Genomic DNA, 21,965 nt, shown 5'->3' on the forward strand with positions numbered 1-21,965 from the left:
CTTCCATCCCCCCGATGAAGTCATGTTCCTACTTTTGCAATGGCCTGGTTATTTGCTTGTTCAAATTCCGCAATATAGGCGTCGATAGGTTGTGGGCGCGCGAAGAGATAGCCCTGTCCGCAATCCACCCCAATATCCTTGAGCATCTCCTGCTGCTCTACGGACTCGATACCTTCGGCAATAACCACGCAGTTCATCTTGTGGGAAATGGCGCTGATGCCCTCCACAAGCATTCGGCTTCTCTGGCTGATCTCTGGGACCTTATCACGAATGGAACGTGTAAACGACTGGTCGATCTTGACGATATCGACCGGGAAACGATTGAGATAGCTCAGCGAGGAATAGCCCGTTCCGAAATCGTCCAGTGCAATACGGCAGCCCAGCTGACGTATGGCATCCAGCACAGCCCGGATTTGCGGGTCGTCATGCATCAACACGGCTTCGGTGATTTCGATGACCAGTCTGCTCGGTATGATGTCATGGCGATAGAGAAGCCCGGCAATTCTGGTCGGCAAGCCCGGCTCGAACTGTAGCGCGGAAAAATTCACGGCCACATAGACGTTCTCCAGACCTGGCAACTCCGACAGCTTGGCGAGATTCCGGATGGAGTGTTCAAGGATTTTGCTGCCGATGCGGCTGATCGAACCGTTTTCTTCAGCGACGGCGATGATGGCTGCGGGGGACAGAAGGCCCTTACGGGGATGTCTGACGCGCATCAGCGCTTCGAAGCCGACAGTTTCACCGCTTTTCAGCTTCTGGATGGGTTGGAAATAGGCCTCCAGCCAGTTCTCCTTCAAGGCCTGCTCGATATCCTGTTCGATTTCCGCGCGCTCGCGAGCCTCGTTCATGAAGGCCGGATCGAAGATTTGCGCACCGTTCTTGCCTGCGCGCTTTTTGCTATACATGGCCATGTCCGAGTTTTGCAGAAGCTCGGCGGCGGTTTTTGCATGGCTCGGATAAAGCGCCAGACCGATACTTGCGCTCAGGCGAACGCTGTGGCCGTTGGCATCGAATGGCGTATCGAAGATTGCGCAGATTTCGGCGCAGATGCGTTCGGCGCGCTGCTGGGTCATGGGACCCGCCAACAGAACCGCGAATTCATCTCCACCGAGGCGCGATGCGCTATCCATGGGCGTCAAAAGAAGCTTTAGGCGATCAACGAAACCCTTGAGGACGGCGTCTCCGGCCGCGTGCCCCAGATTGTCATTGATGATCTTGAAGCGGTCTAGGTCGATGAAAAGGCAGGCGAGTTCAGTATGGTTTTCATCGGCTTCGATAATCTTCTCGTCCAGAATGGCTTCGAAGCCCTGACGGTTGAATAGCCCGGTGAGGTGATCCGAAATGGCCTGCATCCGGTTGCGCAATTCCGAGCGTCGAAGCTCGGTTACGTCGGTCATGACGCTCAGACATTCGGAGCGGTGGTGGCCATCGCCCGCATCCAGCGCTTTTTCAGCGATCAGAACATCCATGATGCGGCCATCGCCGCACTGGAACCTTATGGTCAGCTCGGAGCTTCCTGCCATGCCATGGGTTGTGTGTTCGTTGTGCTTGCGCAATACGAAACGGGCCCGATCTTCCGGGAAGATCAGGCTCGCGAAATTATGGCCCAAAACGTCTGCCCGCTGGTAGCCTGTCGCCTCTACCCAATAATCGCTCACTGCGGCAATGCGATCGGTCGGATCCAGCGAGAACAGCATTGCTGGCGTGCGGTTGTAGATTTCCGTCGTGCGCTGATGCGCCTTTTTGATTTCTTGCTCTTCCCGCTCCAACTGAATCTGCATTTCATTGAAGCTTTGCGCCAAGCGGCCCATTTCGTCCTCGGATCGCCAGTCCACATGGTGGCGGGAGCCGAGACGCCGTGTTGCCTCGATGGCTGCCGTCAGCCTCAAGAGCGGCTTCATTACCATCAGACGGTTGCCGATGATGGCGGCTGCAAAAATCGTGAAGATGGCGAGGACGAAGATCGATATGGCCGCAAGCTCGATAGTGCCGAGAGAGGCAAACAGGCCGACATTCTGGTAAAAGACGGTGATGGTGCCGACTTTCGTTTCACCATCGAGGTTCTTGTAGGTGATGTCGCGGCTGATAGACGAGATATCCGAGGGCGTACGGGAGCCGGCGGTCTGGGTTATATCGAGCTGGCCGAATATGTCGCGAACCTTGACCATGTAGACGGCAGGATCGGTGACCAGCGTTCCGGTAATCTGGTTGATGCTTTCATCGTCGAGATCCCACAGCGGACGCCCCAGGGCCTGCGCATTGGCAACCAGCAGGATTTCCAGACGGTCATTCTGATTTTCGACGGTTTCGTGGTGGGAAAGCATCAGCAGGATAGTGAAGAGCGGAGTGACCAACGCCAAAAGCGCGCCGGAAACAATCGCTATGAAGCGACTTTCTACGGAGTGAGTCATATGCCGTACTACCGTCCCTTTGCCCTTCAACCCTTGCCGCGCATACAACAGAAGCACGCGATAAAAAGTCTTGTTTGAAAATGGTGACGCGTCCCAGATTAGATAAGTCTCAGACAATGGTCCCGAACGTACCAATCGTATGACGTCTAAACTTAAAGTTTTGAATTATCGTTTCCGGGCATGATTAATCAGCACTAAATAATTCTGATGGCGATTGTTGAAAGATCTATGGATATCATCCGGCCATAAAAAATGCCCCGCATCCTGAGGATGCGAGGCATTAGAAGGCATAAAAGCAGCGTCGAAACGCGACTTATTCTTCGGAAGCTTCTTCTGTCGGAGCTTCTGCTTCATCAACAATCGCGACGACTGGCGGCACGATGGTTGCAATTGTGAAATCGCGGTCGGTGATGACAGGTGCGACGTTCTTCGGCAGCTTGACCTGCGAAATGTGAACGCTGTCGCCGATCTTCAGACCGTCGAGGTCAACCGTGATCGCCTCAGGAATGTCGTTTGCCGGAACGTGGGCTTCGACAGTGTGACGAACGATGTTGAGAACGCCACCCTTCTTGATCTCGGACTTTTCTTCATTGATGAAGTGAACCGGGATTTCGACGGTAACCTGCGAATTGCCGGATACGCGCAGGAAGTCTACGTGCATCATGAAGTCGCGAACTGGATCGCGCTGGTAGTCCTTCGGCAGAACCTTGTACTTCTGGCCGTCGACGTCGATCGTGGCGATGGTGGTCATGAAACCGCCAGCCTGAACGCGCTTCGTGACCTCGTTGGTCGAGATCGCGATGGAAATCGGGGTTTGCTTGTCACCATAGATGACAGCAGGAATCAAACCGTTGCGACGAAGTTCACGAGAGGACCCCTTACCAACTCGTTCGCGCGCCTCGGCCTTGAGCTCATACGATTCTTTGCTCATGGCATAATCCTTTTAGGTTGTCTGGAGAGTTCACTCCGGCAGGCCGGATGGAACTGGAGAGGCGTTTTGAATGCCATCTCGCCCGTGTTGCCTCCAAGGGTGTCTACACGGATGCGGGCGCTATAATATAAAGAGGGCACAAAGGCAAGGCTTGTCACCGCGTTGTCACGCAACGCCCTGTTTCACCCGTGGATTTTAGTCTGGACAAAATACCTCTATTTAGAGGGGTATAATTTAATTTTTGCTTATCTATATCAATAAACGCGATGAATACAGATGATGACTAGTATCTGTGACACTTCAACAGATGCGTGATGTCAATGTACCAAATTCTCACCTGCCTGGCCGTCGAACACGACATCCGCTACACATTGGCGGCAGTCACCATATGTGTCATGGGCAGCTTTCTGACCATGCGTCTCTTTGCACGCGCCAGACAATCCGCATCTATACAGCGCGCCAACTGGCTTTTTCTTGCTGGCATGATCGGCGGAACCACGATCTGGACGACCCATTTTGTCGCCATGCTGGGATATCAGGCACCCGGTAGTGTCGGCTTCCTGCCCGGTTTTACCGGATTGTCCTTTATCATCGCCATTCTTGCCACGACGGCGGGTTTTGCCATTTCGACCTATGGCGGACAATCGGCACTTGCCGAAGGCGGCGGGCTGGTTGTCGGCCTTGGCATTGCGTGTATGCATTACACTGGCATGGCGGCCTATACGGTACAGGGGACGTTGATCTGGGACCCGTATTATGTGGTTGCGTCCATGGTGCTTGGCGCGATTTTCGGCGTTCTGGCGACAAATCGCGTCGTTCGTCCGGTCAACTGGTTCTGCAAGTATAGCGGCATGACGTTTCTGGTCCTTGCCATTGCCTCCACGCACTTTACCGCCATGGCGGCGTTTTCCTTGTCTTTCGATCCGGTATTGACCATCGCACCTGCTCTGGTGTCGCCGGGTCTCATGGGCGGCAGCGCAATCATCATTACCTTTGTGCTTCTGGCTTTCGGCTTTTCGACCTATGTCATCGACTCAGAGGCCAGCCTGCAGGCTGTCGCACGATACCGCCATCTGTCGCTTCACGATGCCCTGACGGGTATTCCCAACAGAGCAGCCTTTCATGAGCATCTGCAACTGCTGATGAAGCGCAGCGCCGATCCTACCGCGCGCATTGCCCTGCTGTCTTTCGATCTCAACCGCTTCAAGGAAATCAATGACGTCCACGGCCATGGGGCAGGGGACGCCGTACTTCGCTCACTGGCTGACCGCATGAGTTCGGTTCTGCGGCCCGGCGAATTCGTCGCCCGCGTCGGGGGCGATGAATTCGTTGCCGTGTTGCATCGCTTCTATTCGCGCGCAGACGGGATCGAATTTGCAAATCGGCTGCTGGCGGAAATTGTCAAGCCGGTGGCGTGGAACGGTACCGTGCTTTCGGTCGGTGCCAGCATCGGTATTGCGGTTGGCAATGCGGGTGCTAGAAATATCGATACGTTGATATCCCAGGCTGACGTCGCCATGTATCGCGCAAAAAGCGATGTGACCGGCACGATCTGCTTTTATGACAAGTCCATGGACGAAGCATCGCGCACCCGAAATGCGCTTGCGGTCAGCATGAGAGCGGGTCTGGCTGCGGGCGCATTCGAGCTTTATTTTCAACAGCAGAATGACACGGCCACCGGCACAATCGTTGGTTTTGAGGCTTTGCTGCGCTGGAACCATCCGGAGCGTGGCATGATTTCGCCTGCCGAATTCATTCCCATCGCCGAACAGACGGGATTCATCATCGAAATGGGCGAGTGGGTGTTGCGCGAAGCCTGCTCCCAGGCCGTTCGATGGAAAAATCCCTTGAGCATCGCCGTCAACGTAGCGCCCTTGCAGCTTTCGGACTCCGATTTCGTGCAGAAAGTGCAGCGTATTCTTCTTGAAAGCGGGCTGGAGCCGGGTCGTCTCGAGCTGGAAATAACCGAAAGCGGCATTATCGACGATCACCGACATGCGCTGCTGACGATCCGCAGGCTGAAAACACTCGGCGTTCGCATCGCCATGGATGATTACGGCACGGGCTATTCATCCCTTTCGACATTGCAGAGCTTCCCCTTCGACAAGATCAAGATCGACCGCGCCTTCATCGAGGGGCTGGGATCGAACATACAATCGCAGGCCATCGTGCGCTCAACGCTCATTCTGGCAAACAGCCTGGATATTCCCGTTCTGGCGGAGGGTGTTGAGACGCTGGCCCATGTCGAATTCCTTCGTCGCGAAGGTTGCCAGCATGTGCAGGGCTACTATTTCGGGCGGCCGGGGCCTGCGGAGAGTATCGAGTCGGTGGTCAATCTTCCAAGAGAGCCCATCACCATTTCGGCGCAGGACGTTATCTCGCTCGCAAGCTGAGTGGGCGAAGAGGACGTAAAGCGTTTTTTTGTTGAAAGACCTTTGTTTCCGGCGCACCATCCCGTCAAACTCGGGAGGAGTCCATGTCTATCGGCACAGCGCATGCGGATCATGTCTACCAGAGTGCGAGCCAGCCATCGGCTGCCGCCAGTTCGCCCATAATCGCCTCTTGGCGTCGCTGCATGACGAAATACAAACTGGCGCCTGAACAGAGCAGCAAGCCAGTCTTTCTGACGGATACGGAATTTCAGCGCGCCCGGGAAGTGTCTGCCGGTCTGATCGCGGAGAGCGAGGACGAGCTGGACCGGATCTTTACCGCAGTCGGAAAGGCCGGATGCTGCCTGCTTCTGACGGATGCAGATGGCGTGGCGCTGGAGCGACGCGGCGCTGTCAGCGATGATCGGGATTTCCGCCAGCTTGGCCTGTGGTCTGGTGCCGTCTGGAGCGAGGCAAGCGTCGGCACCAACGGCATTGGCACGGCGCTCGCCGATGAACGGTCCGTTACGATCTACCGCGACCAGCACTTCTTCTCCTCCAATATCAGCCTGTGCTGCACCACCGCGCCCATTCGCGATCACGTCGGGCAGGTGACCGGTGCGCTGGACATTTCCACCTGTCGCGACGATGTCAACGAATTCACCTTTTCCATGCTGACCCAGGCGGTGCGCGATGCGGCCCAGCGCATAGAAGGCAATCTTTTCCGGCGTGCCTTTCCCGGTGCGCGCATTCTCATGCTGCCATCAGGCGGCTCCACATCCCTGTCGCTCCTGGCCGTTGATCCCGACGATATCATTCTGGGGGCGACGCGGGCGGCGCGGCTTGCGCTGCGGCTGGATGATGCCCGGCTGGCGGCTGGTATTCCTGCGTCCGATGCGTTGAAGGAAGATCGCCATGACCGGGGCGCGGAGCTTGCGGAGGCGGAGCGAGCCGCACTCCGTCGTGTGCTGTCACGTGCCAATGGCAATATAACGCAGGCTGCATCCCTGCTTGGCATCAGCCGGGCAACGCTCCACCGCAAGATGAAGAAATTCGGCGTTCACTGAACCTCATGATGGTGTGTTGATCGCTTCCGCTGTCGCAGAAGTGAAACACTGTGCAATGCGGAATCGCCCGCCACCTCTATGAATGGCCGCATTCTGCGAGCACCTTCCTGTCACGCGGTCAGATAAGGACCGCATTTCATCAGGGAGGATGAACTCATGAACATTCAGGTCCAGCAAAAGGCCGGCGAAGCGCCGTTCAAGCTGAAATATGGCAATTACATCGGCGGCGCATGGGTGGAGCCAAAGTCGGGTCGCTATATGGATAACCTGTCTCCGGTCACGGGTCACAAGATTTGCGAAGTCCCGCGCTCCGATGCCAGCGATATCGAAGCGGCACTGGATGCCGCGCACAAGGCCCGCGCGGCCTGGGGTCGCACCAGCGTAACGGAACGATCCAATATTCTTCTCAAGATCGCCCAGCGCATCGAGGACAATCTCGACCTTATCGCCCGGGCTGAAACCTGGGACAATGGCAAGCCGCTGCGTGAAACCACCAATGCCGATATTCCGCTGACGATCGATCACTTCCGTTATTTCGCAGGCTGCGTGCGCGCGCAGGAAGGGTCCATCGGCCAGATCGACAATGATACCGTCGCCTACCATTTCCACGAGCCGCTCGGCGTCGTCGGTCAGATCATTCCTTGGAACTTCCCCATTCTCATGGCGGCCTGGAAGCTTGCGCCCGCGCTTGCGGCTGGCAACTGCGTGGTGCTGAAGCCTGCTGAGCAGACGCCTGCCTCGATCCTGCTGGTGATGGAGCTGATCGAAGACCTGCTTCCGCCCGGCGTTCTCAACATCGTCAACGGCCTTGGTACGGAAGCGGGCAAGCCGCTGGCACAAAGCAACCGCATCGCCAAGATTGCCTTTACCGGCTCGACCTCGGTCGGCAAGGAAATCATGCGCTACGCCGCAGACAACGTCACCAACATTACGCTGGAACTGGGTGGCAAGTCTCCCAACATTTTCTTTGCGGATGTGATGAACGAAGACGACGCATTCCTCGACAAGGCGCTCGAGGGCTTTGCGATGTTTGCCCTCAATCAGGGCGAAGTGTGCACGTGCCCATCGCGCGCGCTGGTTCACGAGTCCATCTATGATCGCTTCATGGAAAAGGCGATCAAGCGCGTGGAAGCGATCAGCCAGGACGATCCGCTGAATGCTGCAACCATGATCGGTGCGCAGGCATCCCAGGAGCAGTTCGACAAGATCATGAGCTATCTTGAGATCGGCAAAAAGGAAGGTGCAAAGGTCCTGACCGGTGGCGACAGGAAGTCGCTTTCGGGCAACCTGAAGGATGGCTTCTACATCCAGCCGACGGTGTTCGAAGGCAACAACAAGATGCGCGTGTTCCAGGAGGAAATCTTCGGACCGGTCGTATCCGTCACCACCTTCAAGACGCTGGACGAGGCCATCGAGATTGCCAATGACACGGTGTATGGCCTCGGCGCGGGCGTCTGGAGCCGTGACACCAATACGGCTTACCGGGCAGGGCGCGGCATTGAGGCCGGGCGTGTCTGGACCAATTGCTACCACGCCTATCCTGCAGGCGCTGCCTTCGGCGGCTACAAGCAGTCCGGTATTGGTCGCGAAACCCACAAGATGATGCTGGATCATTATCAGCAGACGAAAAACCTGCTGGTCTCCTACAGCCCCAACAAGCTCGGCTTCTTCTAGGAAGCACCAGGGTCCTCCCCGGAGCCGGTGGCCGCTGCCGCCGGCATTCTCCCGGAAGTTCTCGCGAGCTTCCGGGAGCCGGTTCCCGAAAGACAGAAAAAGCCGGAGCGGAATGCGCCGGCTTTTTTATTTCATCCATGGTTGGAAATGGAATATCTATTCCAATATGCGGGAGCTGGATATTCCGGCCGCAGTCTTAGTCAAACAGACCGGAAACCGACTGTTCCATCGATGTACGATTGATGGCTTCGCCCAGCAGGGTGGCTGTGGTGATGACGCGGATATTATGCGCTGACTGAACAGCTGTCGTTGGCTGAATGCTGTCGGTGATGACCAGCTCGCGCAGCTTGGAAGAGGCCACACGCGCCACGGCACCGCCGGAGAGAACGCCGTGGGTGATGTAAGCCGTCACGCTGGTCGCGCCATTCTTGAGAAGCGCCTCTGCGGCGTTGCACAGCGTACCACCGGAATCCACGATGTCGTCGATCAGCAGGCAGTCCTTGCCGGTAACGTCGCCAATGACGTTCATGACCTCGGACTCGCCCGGACGGTCGCGGCGCTTGTCGACGATGGCGAGCAGACAGTCCAGACGTTTGGCCAGCGAACGGGCGCGCACCACGCCACCGACGTCAGGCGAAACGACAACGACGTTCTTGGTGTCGTAATGTTCCTTGACGTCGCGTGCCAGAATGGGTGCGGCGAAGAGGTTGTCGGTGGGAATATCGAAGAAGCCCTGGATCTGGCCTGCGTGGAGGTCCAGCGTCAGGACACGGTCAGCACCGGCTTCGGTAATGAGATTGGCAACGAGTTTCGCTGAAATGGGCGTCCGTGGACCGGCCTTGCGGTCCTGGCGGGCGTAGCCGAAATAGGGAAGAACGGCGGTGATGCGCTTTGCCGAGGAACGACGCATCGCGTCGATCATGATCAGCAGTTCCATCAGATGGTCATTGGCGGGGAAAGACGTGGACTGAACGACGAAAACGTCCTCACCGCGCACGTTTTCAGAAATTTCTACGAATATTTCCTGATCGGCAAACCGCTTTACAGTGGCATTTCCAAGAGGGACATTCAGATACTTGCAGATCGCTTCGGCCAGATGCCGGTTCGAATTGCCTGCGAAAACCTTCATTGCTGCCGCCTGTTTCCATGCCATCGCTTAAAACCCGACAGAGAATGTTCCCTGAGGTCCATGCGTCGTTAAACGGGGAGGAATACCCGACCCGAAGGGTGTCGGACACGCCGTTTTGCCATGGGCGCCTTAATAGCGGTGTTGCCCGTGAATGCAAGAGCTCAGAGGGTCTTACCCATGATTTTCGTGAAAACTTTGTGACTCCGCAATGCCTAAAAAAGTTTCATACCATCCTGAGTTGCTATCCTTGCTTTGCCTGCTTCCACGCCTGATAGTCATTGAGCGTTTGGGCAGCGATTTTCTGCATGGTTGTATCAGTCACCGCGCCCCATGGATCAGTGCCTCGCCGGGGCACAGTCTGCTGTCCCTGCAACCGGTGCAGTCTGGCGCCATTGGGGTCCAGAACATCCCATACATAGACGATGGTGACATTGCCGCCATCATCAAAGGCGGAAAGATATCCCTTGAGAATGTTTTCAGCGGAGGCATCCGTCGACGGCTTGATCGTCAGGCCCTTGGCGCGCGCTTCGGCACCCAGTTGGCGAGACAGGGGCGTCACGGCCTCTACAGGGGCGCCAATGATGGGAAGAAAGCGGATGGAGCCTGCGGCAGATCCAGACGTCAGAGAAGCTACCTGCGCAGGCGCTTGTGCCTGGGGCTGAGCTGGCGCCGGCGCTTGTTGATCAGGGGCAGGCTGTTGCTGGGCGATGGGTTGGCCGTATTGAGCGCCACTCGACATGGCCAGAGCCTGCGCTTGCCGCGTATTTTGCGGTGCATAGGCAGGTATCTGGGCGGAGACCCCGCCTGGAGACCGGTCTGCGGCCGCCGCCATCTGGTCGAGGTCGCCCTGATTGACCGGCGTTGACTGCGTGTTCCCATGGCCGACATCGACCAAGGGGGTGAGTGTATCTGTGGTGTTACAGCCTGCCAGAACAGCGCTCAGGCAGGGGATTGCGATCATCATCCCTAGCCGCCGCATGGTGGATGTCCCTTCAATGTCGTCTCCCGCCGAACGTCTTTCGCAGCAATGTAAGGTTCGTAGCCGACGGGAGTCAAATCGAGATTAGGCCGTGAGCAAATCCAGGCTATGACGGGAGAGCGATTCCGGCGCTCCCTCGGTCGTGAGGTAAGTCTGGCCAAGCGTCATGGCAACGCCGGAGTCGCTGTCCATGATGATCATGTGGACGAACAGCGTCATGTTGGGCAGGATTTCCTGGGTGTTGCCGGCATAGAACATCTGGTGTTCCATCCAGGAGGGCGAAAAGCGCGCGCCCAGCGAATAGCCGCAGGCATTGAGGCGGTGGCGTGTGAGGCCGCGCTCATCCATGATACGTGCGTGGACGTCGAAGACATCTCCGAAGGTGTAACCGGGACGCAGAACCTCCTCGATGGCGCGAATGTTCTCGGCACAGGCGTTATAGAGCTCCTTGTGACGGAATTCCGGCTCTCCGATCACGATGGTGCGCATCATGGCCGCATGGTAATGCGCGCTCACGCCTGCCCACTCCAGCGTCAACTGGTCCTTTGTATCCAGCTTGCGGCGCCCGGCCTTGTAGCGGCAGAGCAGCGCATCGGGACCGGAGCCGATGATGAACTCATTGGCAGGATAGTCTCCACCGCCCGCGAAAACGGCACCCTGCATGGCGGCAAGTATCTCTGCCTCGTCAGCACCCGCAGCCACGATCTTCAGCGCTGCATCCAGCGCATCGTCTGCCAGTTCGCCCGCCCGCCGTGCATAGGCCACTTCTGCGGGGCTCTTGATCAGACGAAGGTTGCTGACAATAGCTGAGGCATCGATAATCTGGCCGAAGCTGGCAAGCTGGTTGTCCAGCAGGCGCGCAATGCGCCCGGTCATGCCGTGGGTGTCGAACTCGATACCGATGCGGCAACCCAGCAGATCCATCTCGCTCAGCAGGTTCTTGAGGTCCAGCGTTGGGTCGGCATTCAGGCGGTCCACCCAGATGACGATGTTTTCGATGTTGGACGTCTGGCGTGCCTGGCGCAAATCCGCCGAGCGGGTGAGAAGCGTCATGGTGCCATCGGCCTTGACGATCAGGGTCTGGAAAAAGCAGTAGCCGAACGTGTCGTAGCCGGTCAGCCAATACATGCTTTCCTGCGCAAACAGCAAAACGGCATCCAGCTTTTCCTCCGCCATCTTTTCCATCAGGCGGGCATGGCGTGCCTCGAACTCGGCGGCGTCGAAATGCAGGGCCATATCAGGTCTCCAGAATTGCTATTGCTGAAATCTGCCGTCCATAGTCCGGTTGGGAGCGATGCGTGGTACGGCGGAAGGAAAAGAAACGGTCCTCATCGGGGTAGGTGCACAGACCGAGGTCCTCCACCTGCACTCCGGCATTCGCAAGCCTGTCGACGGTCAGCTTCTTCAGATCGAAAAAGGCATGGCCATCCTTGGGCGATGGGGAAAAGTAGGCCGCGTAGTCCGGGTTCATCTCCTTGAGGCTATCGACGCGCTCTGGCCCCACCTCGTAATTCTCCTGCGAGATGGACGGTCCGAGACTTGCGACGATGCGTTCACGCCGTGCTCCAAGAGCAATCATGGCTTCGATGGTGTTTTCCAGGACGCCGGATACCGCACCTTTCCAGCCCGCATGAGCCGCACCGATCACACCCTGTTGGGCATCGGCGAAAAGGATGGGGCCGCAATCGGCGCTCAAAACACCAAGGATCAGACCCGGAGTGGCGGTGACCATGGCATCAGCCTGAGGTCGCTCACCGTTGTATGATCCATCCACCACGACGACATCCGGGGAATGGACCTGATGGACCGTTGCCAGTCTTTCCACCGGCAGATCGAACCAGTTCGTCACGCGTCGTCTGTTTTCGGCAACGGCGTCGCGGTCGTCGTTGGAACCCAGGCCGACATTCAGTCCCCGATAAATGCCTTCGGAAACCCCGCCGTGACGACCGAAGAAGCCATGGCGGATCTGTTTTCCGCCAGCAACGGCCAGCATGGGGCTGAGAATGGGAAGCGGCAGCGTTTCGTCCTGCATTGCGGTGTCATTCCTTGGCGATGTCGCTGATTTGAAACGCATATTTGCGAGCGAGTGTTTCCGTTTGAGCACATCACATGGGATGCTTGCGGCAGTTTTTGACTGCTTCGAATTGCGGCGATGTTGGCCCAAGGGCCATGCTGCTGTCAATCCAGCGGGCGGAAAGGCAAGAGGTGGACCGGCGTACTGGACACGGCAAGCACCTTGAAAAGCTCACCCATCTTGCCCACGCCTTCACCAGCCAGTCGATTGACGGCTTCCGCGATTTCCAGCGTCTGATCGGGGGTTGCTTTCGCAGCCAGCGCTTGCGCCCGCTCTCTCAACCCTAGGCCATAGAGGAAGTCGCCCTGGGGCAGGCAGCCATTGACGTGCACGCCGTTGCTTTCCGCTGTCTTGACGAGGCTTTCGAAATCGACATGGCTGGTGAGGTCCGCTTCGCCGGGATGCGCCAGAACCGGATCGAATTCATGCATTCGAAGCGCCTGCAACGTATCACCGAAGCCGGAAACCACGTGCCCGTAATCGATGATGAGGGCCGTGCCACCCTGACTTTTCAGTTTCTTGGCAATGGCTGCCATGACCGCTTCACGTGCCGGGGAATATTCAAAAATCGTGCCGATGGGCTGACGTTCCGGGAATGGCGGCAGCAGTTCGGGGTCGATGCTGGCGAGCCCCGACGTGAAGATCAGCTCATCATCTGCGCCGAGTGCGACCACCCGTTCACGAAAGCCCTGTGGCGTCTTGACGAACTGACGAATGGGGATGGCGTCGAACAGCTCATTGGCGACGATCAGCAGAAAGCCCGGGGGAACCTCCTCAAAGCTTTCGTGCCACGAAATCTTGTCGCCATGGCTTGCCAGCTTTTTTTGCTGCGCTTCGGCCAGCCGCGGGCTGGTTTCCACAAGATGGACACTCATCGTTTCGTAGAGTGGCGGCGCAATGCGCTGAACCACGCGCAAAATGTCCGTCATCATCGTCCCGCGCCCCGGGCCGATTTCCACGAGGCGGGCATTTGCGAGCGTGCCATGGCGCTGCCATGCGTGGACGATATACACGCCCAGCATTTCGCCAAACAACTGGCTCACTTCCGGCGCCGTTACGAAGTCACCGGTCCGGCCGAAGGGCTGGCGCGTCTTGTAGTAGCCGTGCTCCGGATCAGCCAGGCAGAGCGAAAAGAAGTCGGTAACATTCATCGGGCCGTTGAGGCGGATGAGCGACTTAATGCGGCGTGCGAGCGGTGTCGGCATCGTGGTTTATCCGGTTCTCTCTGGCGTCGCTGCGCGTTGGGCGCGCACGACAGCCCATAGACCTAAAAGGAACATGGGCGTCGACAGAACCATGCCCATGGTCAGCCAGTTTCCAGCGAGATAGCCGATCTGCGCATCGGGTTCGCGGAAGAATTCTACGAAAATTCTGGAAAGCGCGTAGCCGCAGACGAAAACACCCGTCACGGTACCCGGGCTTTTCAGCGCCTTGAAACCGTAGATAAGAATGGCCAGAACGATCAGCAAGACCAGTCCCTCCAGACCGGCCTCATAAAGCTGGCTCGGATGTCGCGCAAACGGACCGCCGGTTGGAAATACCACCGCCCAGGGAACATCCGTCAGGCGTCCCCACAATTCTCCATTGATGAAATTGGCAATTCGACCGAAGAAAAGCCCGAGCGGGGCGACTGCGGCAATGATGTCGAACATGCTCCAGACGGGTATGCCATTGCGTCTGGCAAAGAGGTACATCGCCAGCGTCGTTCCCATCAGGCCGCCGTGAAACGACATGCCGCCGTTCCAGACCTGCAATGCCCGCACCGGATTGGCCATGACGGCCGGCATGTCATAAAAAAGAATGTAGCCGATGCGTCCGCCCAGAACGATGCCGACGGCTGCCCAGACAATAAAGTCATCCAGGTGCGCGGGGGTGACGGGCGATTTGTCATGCCGCCAGAGCGTGTCGGAAAGGCTGAGTTTGCGGGCGTAGTACCAGCCCAGCATGATGCCGAAGACATAGGCAATGCCATACCAGTGAATGGCCAGCGGGCCCAGACTGAATGCTACCGGATCGATGTTCGGGAACGGCATGATGGATAACTGGGCGAGGGGTCCAAACAAATCGCTTATTCCATTGTCATTGCGTTGAGGGCAAGGAACGCCAGAGGGCTGACCTTAAGAACCAGATATCTCAATCATTCTTTTCCCGGAGCGGGAAAATGGCGATTGAAAAGGGTGCGGTCAAGGCGATTCTTCGGCGCTATCGTGACGCTGTCAATCGGGCAGCAAAAGGAACGGTTTCTTATTTCGCTTGCAACGTCGCGGGCGAGTGCCTACCTGAAGAGTATGGAGCGGAAAGGCGACCGGCTTTTCCCTATTCTGACCTGGATCTTTACGAGGACATCGCACCATGAGTACGACTGGAACAAACCGTATTTTCGATGAATTCGCGAAGCTTATGACCGATGCAGCAGGGGCAGCCCAGGGTATGCGCAAGGAAGTCGAACAGGCTTTTCATGCGCAGGCAGAACGCTGGCTGAACAGTCTGGATCTCGTCAAGCGTGAAGAATTCGAAGCCGTGCGCGAAATGGCCATACAGGCTCGCGACGAAAACGACGCGCTGCGTGCGCGGCTGGACGCGCTGGAAGCAAAGCTCTCCGCGACCGCCTCCTAAGGCTTCAAATCTGTTCGTTGATTCTGACGCCGGGCCTTCTAGAGGGCCCGGTTTTTTTATGCCTGTTCCGTTTTGCTACAGGTTTCGGCCGCAGTGGGGATTCGGCCTGTGCAAGCAAGCAAATTCCTTCAGTTTTTTTTAACGTCTGTGGAAACACTCGAAAAATGCAATTGGCAGAGTCGGTTATGACTCCCAACTGAGGTTTCGTACGAGGAGATATCCACCGTTCTGATTGCAAAAACGGGAAGGTGGGGGTGGCGCTGGGACTCGCTCGTTATACACTGATTTTAAATGATGATTCGTAATGAACTCGGTAAGCTCCAGACAGGTTAACTGCGTTATTCTGGCAGCGTCGGACATCATCCCAATGTGTTGTAACCGGCATTTGTGTGTGCGTTTTTGTGCCTTTGCGTGCGAGACAGAACATTCATTTCCGGCTGAGAAGGTGCCGTATGAGCTTAATGGAATTTGAAGTCGAACGTTACTCCAACCCGGTCGATATGATCGAGTTTGTGGCTGCGTCAAACGACTGGTCGTTCGAACGCTCCGGCGAGGATGAGATTGCCATGACGGTCGAAGGCCGTTGGGCGGATTACCATGTTTCGTTTTCCTGGATGGAACAGTTCGAGGCGCTTCATCTCGCCTGCGCCTTCGACATCAAGGTGCCCGATCACCGGGTCAACGAAGTCATCCGCCTTCTGTCGCATGTCAACGGCCAGACGCTGATGGGCCACTTCGACCTTTGGCGTCAGGAAGATGTCATCATCTTCCGTCAGTCGCTGCTTCTGGCAGGCGGGGCGGAGCCCACCAATCAGCAGGTGGAAGTGCTTCTTTCAAGCGCGCTTGAAGCCTGCGAGCAGTATTTCCAGGCATTCCAGTTTGTCGTCTGGTCCGGCATGGAAGCGAAGGCTGCCATGGAAGCGGCACTGTTCGAGACGGTTGGAGAGGCCTGATCGATGGTCACTCTTGCATCGGGTCCACTTGTTCTGATCGGCGCCGGCAATATGGGCGGCGCTTTGCTGTCGGGCTGGCTTGAGAAGGGCATCACCGGCTCTTCCATCCTCGTCGTCGATCCGGGTCCGTCCGATATCATGATGAGGCGGATTACAGAATCCGGCGCAACGCATCTGACAGAAGCGCCGCGCGATACTGTTGCGGGTATTCTGTTTCTGGCCATTAAGCCGCAGTTGATGGATACGATCCTGCCCGCCCTGAAAACGCTGGTCGGGCCGCAGACGATTGTCGTCTCGATCGCAGCAGGCAAGACGCTCGCAGGCATCGAAGCTTCACTTGGCAAATCCGCGGCCATCCGCGCCATGCCGAACACGCCCGCCATGATTGGCCGCGGTGTGACCGGCGCCTATGCCAATGAGGCGGTGTCCGAGCAACAGCGTTCGCTTGTGGAAACCTTGCTGAAGGTCAGCGGCCCCGTCGAGTGGGTGCCGACCGAAGCCGATATTGACGCGGTTACGGCTCTCTCGGGCAGCGGGCCTGCTTACGTTTTTTATCTCGTCGAGTGCATGGCGGAGGCAGGTCGCAAAGCTGGCCTGCAGGCGGACCTCGCCATGCGTCTCGCACGGGAAACCGTCGCGGGGGCTGGTGAACTGCTTCACCAGTCCCCCGAGGACGCGTCACGGCTACGAAAGAACGTTACGTCGCCGGGCGGCACAACAGCTGCAGCCCTCTCGGTCCTGATGGCAGATAATGGGATGCAACCGCTTTTTGACAAAGCCATTGCCGCTGCAAAGAAACGGGCCGAAGAACTGGCCGTGTAAGCTGGAGCGCTTCCACTTAACGAGGAGACGCTCGAGGACCGGGTCCCCTTAGGGGCATCGGTCCCTCCATGTCTCTGGGAGATTGGACCATGAGCGAAGAAATCACCTATGCGGATTTTGAAAAGGTCGATATTCGCGTCGGCACCATCATCGAAGCCGAGCCTTTTCCCGAAGCGCGTAAGCCCGCTTTCAAGCTCAAGATCGATTTCGGTGCCGAGATCGGCATCAGGAAATCATCTGCACAGATCACAGTTCACTATACGCTGGACTCACTGGTCGGCCGACAGGTTCTGGGCGTCGTGAACTTTCCGCCACGCCAGATCGGTCCCTTCCGCTCGGAAGTTCTGACGCTCGGTTTTGCGGATGAGGAGGGCGATATTGTTCTCGCCAGCGTGGAACAGGCAGTGCCAAACGGCGCGAGAATGTGCTGACATCGAACTCCGTCCACGGCGTCGTCCATGGCAGGGGCATTTGCCTCACCAGACGGAAAGGCTTTAGGCCGGTATTTTCACGATCACGCGAAGCCCGCCCAGAGCGCTGTCTCCCAGCGTTACATCACCGCCGTGGCTTCGGGCTATGTCCCTGACGATAGAAAGCCCAAGGCCGGTGCCTGATGCGTTAAGATTGCGCGCTTCATCCAGACGATAAAACGGCTTGAACACGTCCTCGCGGGACTCCTCGGGTATTCCCGGGCCATCGTCATCGAAAGTCAACGTGATCGATCTTGGCGCACGGTGTGCCTGGATGTTCAGCGTGGTGGCATAGCGGTGGGCATTGGCCACCAGATTGCCGATCAATCGGGAAAAGGCGTTGGGGCGAACGGGTAGGCCCTCAATTCCGTTCAGCTCGTAGCTGAAGGTCTTTCCACACATCTGGAAATCGCTGGCAAAGCGGTCAAACAGGGGTGCCAGTTCCAGCGTACCAATGCTCTCTTCGGCATCGTCGCGGGCAAAAGCAAGATATGCCTCCAGCATGGACTGCATGTCGTCCACATCCTTGTCCAGACCTTCAAGATCCGGATTGTCTCCGGCAAGCGCGAGCTGCAGCTTGAACCGGGTGAGGATGGTGCGAAGATCGTGGCTCACGCCGTTCAGCATGGCTGTGCGCTGTTCCATCTGCCTCTCGATGCGCTCTCGCATGAGAATGAAGGCAAGCCCCGCGCGACGAACCTCGTCCGCTCCTCGCGGCGAATAGGCGGTGATTTTCTGGCCGCGTCCAAAGCTCTCGGCGGCTTTCGCGAGCGCCAGAATTGGCCTGATCTGACCGCGAAGAAACAGAATGGATATTCCAAGAAGCACTAGAGAGGCGCCGCCCATCCAGACCAGAAAGATATGCGTGTTTGAGGCATAGGCCTGGCTGCGACGGGTAAAGACACGCAACGTCTTGTCGGCAAGCTGAATGCGGATCTCGACCAGCGAGCCGTTGCCAAATGTATCGATCCAGAAGGGCCTGCCGATCTGTTGCTGTATCTGATCGGCGAGAATCGTATCTAGGATCGAGAAGAACGGCTGGGCGCGAGGCTCGGGAAGAGGTGTCTTCGGCTCGATATAGACACTGAGATCCAGCCTGTCGCGCGCGATGCGGATAACACGCTGGTAGTCGTCTTCCTCCGGATCGCTCTCCAGAAGTTCGATGATGGCGGCGATGTCGCGGGTGACGGCGGCGGACAGCCGCTCCGTCACCATTTGCCAGTGGCGCTCCATGAAAACGGCGGCAACCACCACCTGCAGCAAAACCATGGGCAGGATGATAATCAACAGCGACCGGGTATATAGCCCGGTTGGCAGCCAGTGGCGAAGCCAGCGAACGAAGAACCGCCAGGCGCGGGCGATCCCGCTGTTTCTCGCGGCACTGATGAAATCGAGGCTGGCCATTGTCGTCTCTTCCAGTTGGCGTAAGGGACGCAGACAGTGTCAGTCCACGCTCAGACGGTACCCGATGCCGCGCACGGTCTGCAAGTAGACCGGATTTGCCGGGTCGTCTTCGATCTTGCGCCGCAGCCGGTTGATCTGGACGTCGATCGTGCGTTCGCCAACATCAGCGTCGGCATCGACCAGTTCATGGCGAGGGATCGTGTCGCCTGCGCGAAGCGCGAAGAGAAGCATGATCTCCTGTTCGCGGTCTGTCAGCCGGATGACTTCCGCGCCGCGCCGCAATTCCTTGCGCGGTACGGAGAAATTATACGGCCCGAAAATGATCTGCTCTATCTTGGGCGTATCCGGCGATGCGTTGCGTCTCAGGATGTTGTTGATCCGCAGCACAAGCTCGCGCGGGTCGAAGGGCTTTGGAAGATAATCATCGGCACCGGCTTCCAACCCGGCGATGCGTGCATCCGCTTCCGAACGCGCTGTCAGAAGAATGACCGGTACGGTCTTGTTTTCATTGAGCGATCGGGTTAGCGACAGGCCGTTTTCCCCAGGCATCATCACGTCGAGAATGAGAAGATCGAAGCGGATGCCCTGCATCTTGCGGCGGGCTTCCGCGGCATCCGCCGCAGCGGTAATCCGGTAGCCCTTGTCGCCAAGAAAGCGTTGAAGCAGCGCCCGGATGCGCGCATCGTCATCGACGATCAGCAGGTGAGGGGCATCATCATCTGCAAGTGGCTGTTTCGGTGTACCGCTCGGCATGTCTACTCCTTGTCCTCCGTAGAGGCTGTTTCCATGGTCGGGCGGTCCGTTTCCGGGTCACGCATTCGCGCAAGAAACTCTCGAACGCAGGCACGGGCATCCGGTGGCATCCCCTCCAAGGCACGGTCGATTCTTCGCGATTGTGGATCGCTGAGAGCTAGCGCCAGTTCACGGCCCGTCAAGGTGGGGTAAAGCCTGCGCTGTCGTCTGTCCTCAGGGCCCGCCATCTGTCTTATGTAGCCGTCATCGATGAGCTGTTTGAGCACTCGCGCAAGACTTTGCTTGGTAATCTGCAGGGTATCCAGCAGGTCGGCAACCGTCATGCCCGGTTGACGGCAGACGAAATAGACCACGCGGTGGTGCGCTCTGCCATAGTCCAGCTTTGACAGGATTACGTCCGGGTCCGAAACAAAGTCGCGATAGGCAAAGAAGAACGCCTCAATCGTATCGAAGTCGATCTTTCCATCATCGACATGTGGAAGAGGTGGGGCGCGTCTGACGGCTTTCTTCATCGACTGGGCAGGCACCTTGGTTCCTTCTCGCTCTTACCACCTGCATCGCACGACCACGCCGACTTCTCGGCTGCTCTGCAGTCCCGGCGATGCGGCTGCAGACTATCTGAAAATACGCGACAACAGGAGGTCGATTGCAATCATTTTCTGTTGCGTTCGATAATATGACGAGGGAGGAACATCAACGACATTATGCGGAGGGGGCCGGGATACGCAAAAAAAGAGCGCAGGAAAACCGCGCTCTTTTTACAGTAAACTCAAGCTTATGCGTCAGGCTTATTCGTAGACGTAAACGACCCGGCGGGTGGTTGGCTCTACGAGAACCCGGCGATCGTTGACCATGACGTAGCTATATTCATAGTCTGGGATCTGAACGAGTTCTGCCGTTGCTGGCAACGTGCTGCCGATGGCGACATCGCCATCGATGCGCACTACCTGACCAGGATGACGCTCGATATAGGTCATGACATTTTCCGGCGGATCGACTTCACCAACGCGACCGAGGTTCGGGTCGCCCGGATTTGGTTCCGACTGGACGTTGGATGTTTTTTCGTATGTCACGACGGGAACGTTGATCTCAGAACGACGCTCACGCAGAACTACGGGCGCGCCCTCGTACATGACGTTGAGATAATCGGCATTTGCCCAGCCACGCACACCATTTACTTCGATACGGCACCATGCGCTGCCGTCCAGGCAGCCGTCCAGTACGGCGTCGCTGCCACGGGTGGCGAGACCGACCTCAGGATAATCTTCGCCTGGGCCCGAACGTACAGAAATGTCGGAAGCCGTGGTGGCAACCATCGCCGCGTTGGCGTACCCAGCGAGCAGCGTAAGCGCGCCGCCGGCGATCATAAGTTTCAGCTTCTTGTTCATCTGCCTCACTCCTTTGAAGACTGGGGCAAGAACGCGCGAGTTAACGGTCTGTTCCAGTTTGAGCGATTGCTAAAATATAGGCGTCTGTTTCATCGAAGGGAAATGTTGTCGCCGGGGCATAGTCTTTGTCGGCGCAATAATCCCTGCGGTTTTGTTGTCTGGCGAAAAATGGCGGTTTATAGAGGACGCTGTTTTTAAAAGGGAGATACAATGGGAAAGTTACAGGCAGGCATTATCCCAGTGACGCCTTTTCAGCAGAACTGCACCATTCTCTTTGATCAGGACACCAAGGAAGGTGTCATTGTCGATCCGGGCGGAGATGTGGATGTCATCATCCAGACCATCCAGGAAAACGGTGTTACCTTAAAAGAGATATGGCTGACCCACGGGCATCTGGACCATGCCGGTGGTGCCAAGGAGCTGAAAGAGAAGCTATCTCTTCCCATTGTCGGGCCGCATGAGGATGACAGGCCGCTTCTGAAGCGTATTGAAGTTCAGGCGCAAACCTACGGCATACCCGGGCTTCAGAATGTATTGCCGGACCGCTGGCTGAAGGATGGCGATACGCTGTCCTTCGGGGATCATCGCTTCGAAGTTCTTCACTGCCCGGGCCACGCGCCGGGCCATGTGATCTATTATAACAGAGAGCAGGCCTTTGCGCATGTGGGCGATGTCCTGTTCAGCGGCTCTATTGGACGCACCGATCTTCCCGGCGGCAACCACGAGCAATTGCTGGCATCGATTAGGGACAAGGTACTGCCTCTTGGCGATGATGTCGGCTTCATCTGCGGCCATGGTCCCGGTGGACGCATAGGCGAGGAACGCCGCACCAACCCCTACCTCCAGGGCCTCTAGTCATTCTTCTGGCCGCGGCAGGCGGCTACACGATGCGGGAACTGGGGAGGAGCGAATGCAACCCTTGCCT

The 21,965-nt window shown here is 57.3% G+C and carries 21 protein-coding genes; 9 read left to right on the forward strand and 12 right to left on the reverse strand.

Going from position 1 to position 21,965, the window contains the following annotated elements; translation table 11 throughout:
* Positions 1–20: 20 nt before the first annotated feature.
* Both ASF69_RS03050 and ASF69_RS03055 read right to left on the reverse strand, forming a co-directional pair.
* A complete protein-coding gene (locus tag ASF69_RS03050; protein WP_062585157.1) occupies positions 21–2,411 on the reverse strand; it encodes an EAL domain-containing protein in 2,391 nt (796 codons plus the stop codon).
* Between the two features lie 313 nt (positions 2,412–2,724).
* The gene (locus tag ASF69_RS03055) at positions 2,725–3,342 is read right to left on the reverse strand and encodes a 50S ribosomal protein L25/general stress protein Ctc (RefSeq protein WP_062585159.1); all 618 of its coding nucleotides are present in this window, start codon (positions 3,340–3,342) and stop codon (positions 2,725–2,727) included.
* Between the two features lie 320 nt (positions 3,343–3,662).
* Here ASF69_RS03055 and ASF69_RS03060 point away from each other — a divergent pair, with 320 nt between their 5' ends.
* The 3 genes from ASF69_RS03060 to adh all read left to right on the forward strand — a co-directional run bounded on the left by ASF69_RS03060 (position 3,663) and on the right by adh (position 8,452).
* Positions 3,663–5,735, forward strand: coding sequence for an EAL domain-containing protein (locus ASF69_RS03060; protein ID WP_062585161.1), 2,073 nt, complete (start codon positions 3,663–3,665; stop codon positions 5,733–5,735).
* A gap of 83 nt (positions 5,736–5,818) precedes the next feature.
* Positions 5,819–6,778 (forward strand): helix-turn-helix domain-containing protein, encoded by a 960-nt coding sequence (locus ASF69_RS03065; protein WP_062585162.1) that lies wholly within the window; start codon positions 5,819–5,821, stop codon positions 6,776–6,778.
* A gap of 156 nt (positions 6,779–6,934) precedes the next feature.
* Positions 6,935–8,452, forward strand: coding sequence for an aldehyde dehydrogenase (gene adh / locus ASF69_RS03070; protein WP_062585164.1), 1,518 nt, complete (start codon positions 6,935–6,937; stop codon positions 8,450–8,452).
* Between the two features lie 196 nt (positions 8,453–8,648).
* On the opposite strand, the gene ASF69_RS03075 is transcribed toward adh, so the two are convergent.
* The 6 genes from ASF69_RS03075 to lgt form a co-directional block, all read right to left on the reverse strand.
* Entirely contained in the window at positions 8,649–9,581 is a 933-nt protein-coding gene (locus tag ASF69_RS03075; protein ID WP_062585639.1) for a ribose-phosphate pyrophosphokinase, read from the reverse strand.
* A 241-nt stretch (positions 9,582–9,822) separates the two neighbouring features.
* Positions 9,823–10,545 carry a hypothetical protein gene (locus tag ASF69_RS03080; protein WP_244475375.1) on the reverse strand — a complete coding sequence of 241 codons (723 nt, stop codon included), beginning with the start codon at positions 10,543–10,545 and terminating at the stop codon, positions 9,823–9,825.
* 99 nt (positions 10,546–10,644) lie between these two features.
* Positions 10,645–11,796: a Xaa-Pro peptidase family protein gene (locus tag ASF69_RS03085; RefSeq protein ID WP_062585168.1), complete on the reverse strand. Its 1,152-nt coding sequence runs from the start codon at positions 11,794–11,796 to the stop codon at positions 10,645–10,647.
* A gap of 1 nt (position 11,797) precedes the next feature.
* Positions 11,798–12,592, reverse strand: coding sequence for a peptidoglycan editing factor PgeF (gene pgeF / locus ASF69_RS03090; protein ID WP_062585641.1), 795 nt, complete (start codon positions 12,590–12,592; stop codon positions 11,798–11,800).
* Between the two features lie 146 nt (positions 12,593–12,738).
* Positions 12,739–13,839 carry a class I SAM-dependent methyltransferase gene (locus tag ASF69_RS03095; protein ID WP_062585169.1) on the reverse strand — a complete coding sequence of 367 codons (1,101 nt, stop codon included), beginning with the start codon at positions 13,837–13,839 and terminating at the stop codon, positions 12,739–12,741.
* Positions 13,840–13,845: 6 nt separating this feature from the next.
* Entirely contained in the window at positions 13,846–14,667 is an 822-nt protein-coding gene (lgt, locus tag ASF69_RS03100) for a prolipoprotein diacylglyceryl transferase (protein ID WP_062585644.1), read from the reverse strand.
* A 128-nt stretch (positions 14,668–14,795) separates the two neighbouring features.
* On the opposite strand from lgt, the gene ASF69_RS03105 reads away from it, so the two are divergent.
* The 5 genes from ASF69_RS03105 (at position 14,796) to ASF69_RS03125 (ending at position 17,456) form a co-directional block, all read left to right on the forward strand.
* Positions 14,796–14,990, forward strand: coding sequence for a hypothetical protein (locus ASF69_RS03105; RefSeq protein WP_062585172.1), 195 nt, complete (start codon positions 14,796–14,798; stop codon positions 14,988–14,990).
* Positions 14,987–15,250 (forward strand): accessory factor UbiK family protein, encoded by a 264-nt coding sequence (locus tag ASF69_RS03110; protein ID WP_062585174.1) that lies wholly within the window; start codon positions 14,987–14,989, stop codon positions 15,248–15,250. The genes ASF69_RS03105 and ASF69_RS03110 overlap by 4 nt, the downstream gene beginning before the upstream one ends.
* A 452-nt stretch (positions 15,251–15,702) precedes the next feature.
* Positions 15,703–16,203 (forward strand): YbjN domain-containing protein, encoded by a 501-nt coding sequence (locus tag ASF69_RS03115; RefSeq protein WP_062585176.1) that lies wholly within the window; start codon positions 15,703–15,705, stop codon positions 16,201–16,203.
* 3 nt (positions 16,204–16,206) lie between these two features.
* On the forward strand, positions 16,207–17,025 hold the full coding sequence (gene proC / locus ASF69_RS03120) for a pyrroline-5-carboxylate reductase (RefSeq protein WP_062585178.1): 819 nt from the start codon (positions 16,207–16,209) through the stop codon (positions 17,023–17,025).
* A gap of 89 nt (positions 17,026–17,114) precedes the next feature.
* Positions 17,115–17,456, forward strand: coding sequence for a tRNA-binding protein (locus ASF69_RS03125; RefSeq protein WP_062585180.1), 342 nt, complete (start codon positions 17,115–17,117; stop codon positions 17,454–17,456).
* Between the two features lie 63 nt (positions 17,457–17,519).
* Here ASF69_RS03125 and ASF69_RS03130 read toward each other — a convergent pair whose 3' ends face one another.
* The 4 genes from ASF69_RS03130 to ASF69_RS03145 all read right to left on the reverse strand — a co-directional run bounded on the left by ASF69_RS03130 (position 17,520) and on the right by ASF69_RS03145 (position 21,040).
* Complete coding sequence (locus tag ASF69_RS03130) at positions 17,520–18,899, reverse strand: ATP-binding protein (RefSeq protein WP_062585182.1); 1,380 nt, start codon at positions 18,897–18,899, stop codon at positions 17,520–17,522.
* Positions 18,900–18,938: 39 nt separating this feature from the next.
* Positions 18,939–19,652 carry a response regulator transcription factor gene (locus ASF69_RS03135; protein ID WP_062585184.1) on the reverse strand — a complete coding sequence of 238 codons (714 nt, stop codon included), beginning with the start codon at positions 19,650–19,652 and terminating at the stop codon, positions 18,939–18,941.
* Between the two features lie 2 nt (positions 19,653–19,654).
* Positions 19,655–20,164, reverse strand: a complete 510-nt coding sequence (locus ASF69_RS03140; protein ID WP_062585186.1) for a MarR family transcriptional regulator — start codon at positions 20,162–20,164, stop codon at positions 19,655–19,657.
* Positions 20,165–20,440: 276 nt separating this feature from the next.
* The gene (locus ASF69_RS03145) at positions 20,441–21,040 is read right to left on the reverse strand and encodes a DUF1236 domain-containing protein (protein WP_062585188.1); all 600 of its coding nucleotides are present in this window, start codon (positions 21,038–21,040) and stop codon (positions 20,441–20,443) included.
* A 210-nt stretch (positions 21,041–21,250) separates the two neighbouring features.
* Between ASF69_RS03145 and ASF69_RS03150 the strand changes: the two genes are divergently transcribed.
* Positions 21,251–21,895: an MBL fold metallo-hydrolase gene (locus ASF69_RS03150; protein ID WP_062585189.1), complete on the forward strand. Its 645-nt coding sequence runs from the start codon at positions 21,251–21,253 to the stop codon at positions 21,893–21,895.
* The last annotated feature ends 70 nt before the right edge of the window (positions 21,896–21,965 follow it).

This window comes from Rhizobium sp. Leaf311 (assembly GCF_001423445.1).
Taxonomy (GTDB): domain Bacteria; phylum Pseudomonadota; class Alphaproteobacteria; order Rhizobiales; family Rhizobiaceae; genus Agrobacterium.

Excerpts from the sequence above, each read along its gene's own strand:
- ASF69_RS03050 (WP_062585157.1), bottom strand. The coding sequence starts at position 2,411 with ATGACTCACTCCGTAGAAAGTCGCTTCATAGCGATTGTTTCCGGCGCG.
- ASF69_RS03055 (WP_062585159.1), bottom strand. The coding sequence starts at position 3,342 with ATGAGCAAAGAATCGTATGAGCTCAAGGCCGAGGCGCGCGAACGAGTT.
- ASF69_RS03060 (WP_062585161.1), top strand. The coding sequence starts at position 3,663 with ATGTACCAAATTCTCACCTGCCTGGCCGTCGAACACGACATCCGCTAC.
- ASF69_RS03065 (WP_062585162.1), top strand. The coding sequence starts at position 5,819 with ATGTCTATCGGCACAGCGCATGCGGATCATGTCTACCAGAGTGCGAGC.
- adh (WP_062585164.1), top strand. The coding sequence starts at position 6,935 with ATGAACATTCAGGTCCAGCAAAAGGCCGGCGAAGCGCCGTTCAAGCTG.
- ASF69_RS03075 (WP_062585639.1), bottom strand. The coding sequence starts at position 9,581 with ATGAAGGTTTTCGCAGGCAATTCGAACCGGCATCTGGCCGAAGCGATC.
- ASF69_RS03080 (WP_244475375.1), bottom strand. The coding sequence starts at position 10,545 with ATGATGATCGCAATCCCCTGCCTGAGCGCTGTTCTGGCAGGCTGTAAC.
- ASF69_RS03085 (WP_062585168.1), bottom strand. The coding sequence starts at position 11,796 with ATGGCCCTGCATTTCGACGCCGCCGAGTTCGAGGCACGCCATGCCCGC.
- pgeF (WP_062585641.1), bottom strand. The coding sequence starts at position 12,592 with ATGCAGGACGAAACGCTGCCGCTTCCCATTCTCAGCCCCATGCTGGCC.
- ASF69_RS03095 (WP_062585169.1), bottom strand. The coding sequence starts at position 13,839 with ATGCCGACACCGCTCGCACGCCGCATTAAGTCGCTCATCCGCCTCAAC.
- lgt (WP_062585644.1), bottom strand. The coding sequence starts at position 14,667 with ATGCCGTTCCCGAACATCGATCCGGTAGCATTCAGTCTGGGCCCGCTG.
- ASF69_RS03105 (WP_062585172.1), top strand. The coding sequence starts at position 14,796 with ATGGCGATTGAAAAGGGTGCGGTCAAGGCGATTCTTCGGCGCTATCGT.
- ASF69_RS03110 (WP_062585174.1), top strand. The coding sequence starts at position 14,987 with ATGAGTACGACTGGAACAAACCGTATTTTCGATGAATTCGCGAAGCTT.
- ASF69_RS03115 (WP_062585176.1), top strand. The coding sequence starts at position 15,703 with ATGAGCTTAATGGAATTTGAAGTCGAACGTTACTCCAACCCGGTCGAT.
- proC (WP_062585178.1), top strand. The coding sequence starts at position 16,207 with ATGGTCACTCTTGCATCGGGTCCACTTGTTCTGATCGGCGCCGGCAAT.
- ASF69_RS03125 (WP_062585180.1), top strand. The coding sequence starts at position 17,115 with ATGAGCGAAGAAATCACCTATGCGGATTTTGAAAAGGTCGATATTCGC.
- ASF69_RS03130 (WP_062585182.1), bottom strand. The coding sequence starts at position 18,899 with ATGGCCAGCCTCGATTTCATCAGTGCCGCGAGAAACAGCGGGATCGCC.
- ASF69_RS03135 (WP_062585184.1), bottom strand. The coding sequence starts at position 19,652 with ATGCCGAGCGGTACACCGAAACAGCCACTTGCAGATGATGATGCCCCT.
- ASF69_RS03140 (WP_062585186.1), bottom strand. The coding sequence starts at position 20,164 with ATGAAGAAAGCCGTCAGACGCGCCCCACCTCTTCCACATGTCGATGAT.
- ASF69_RS03145 (WP_062585188.1), bottom strand. The coding sequence starts at position 21,040 with ATGAACAAGAAGCTGAAACTTATGATCGCCGGCGGCGCGCTTACGCTG.
- ASF69_RS03150 (WP_062585189.1), top strand. The coding sequence starts at position 21,251 with ATGGGAAAGTTACAGGCAGGCATTATCCCAGTGACGCCTTTTCAGCAG.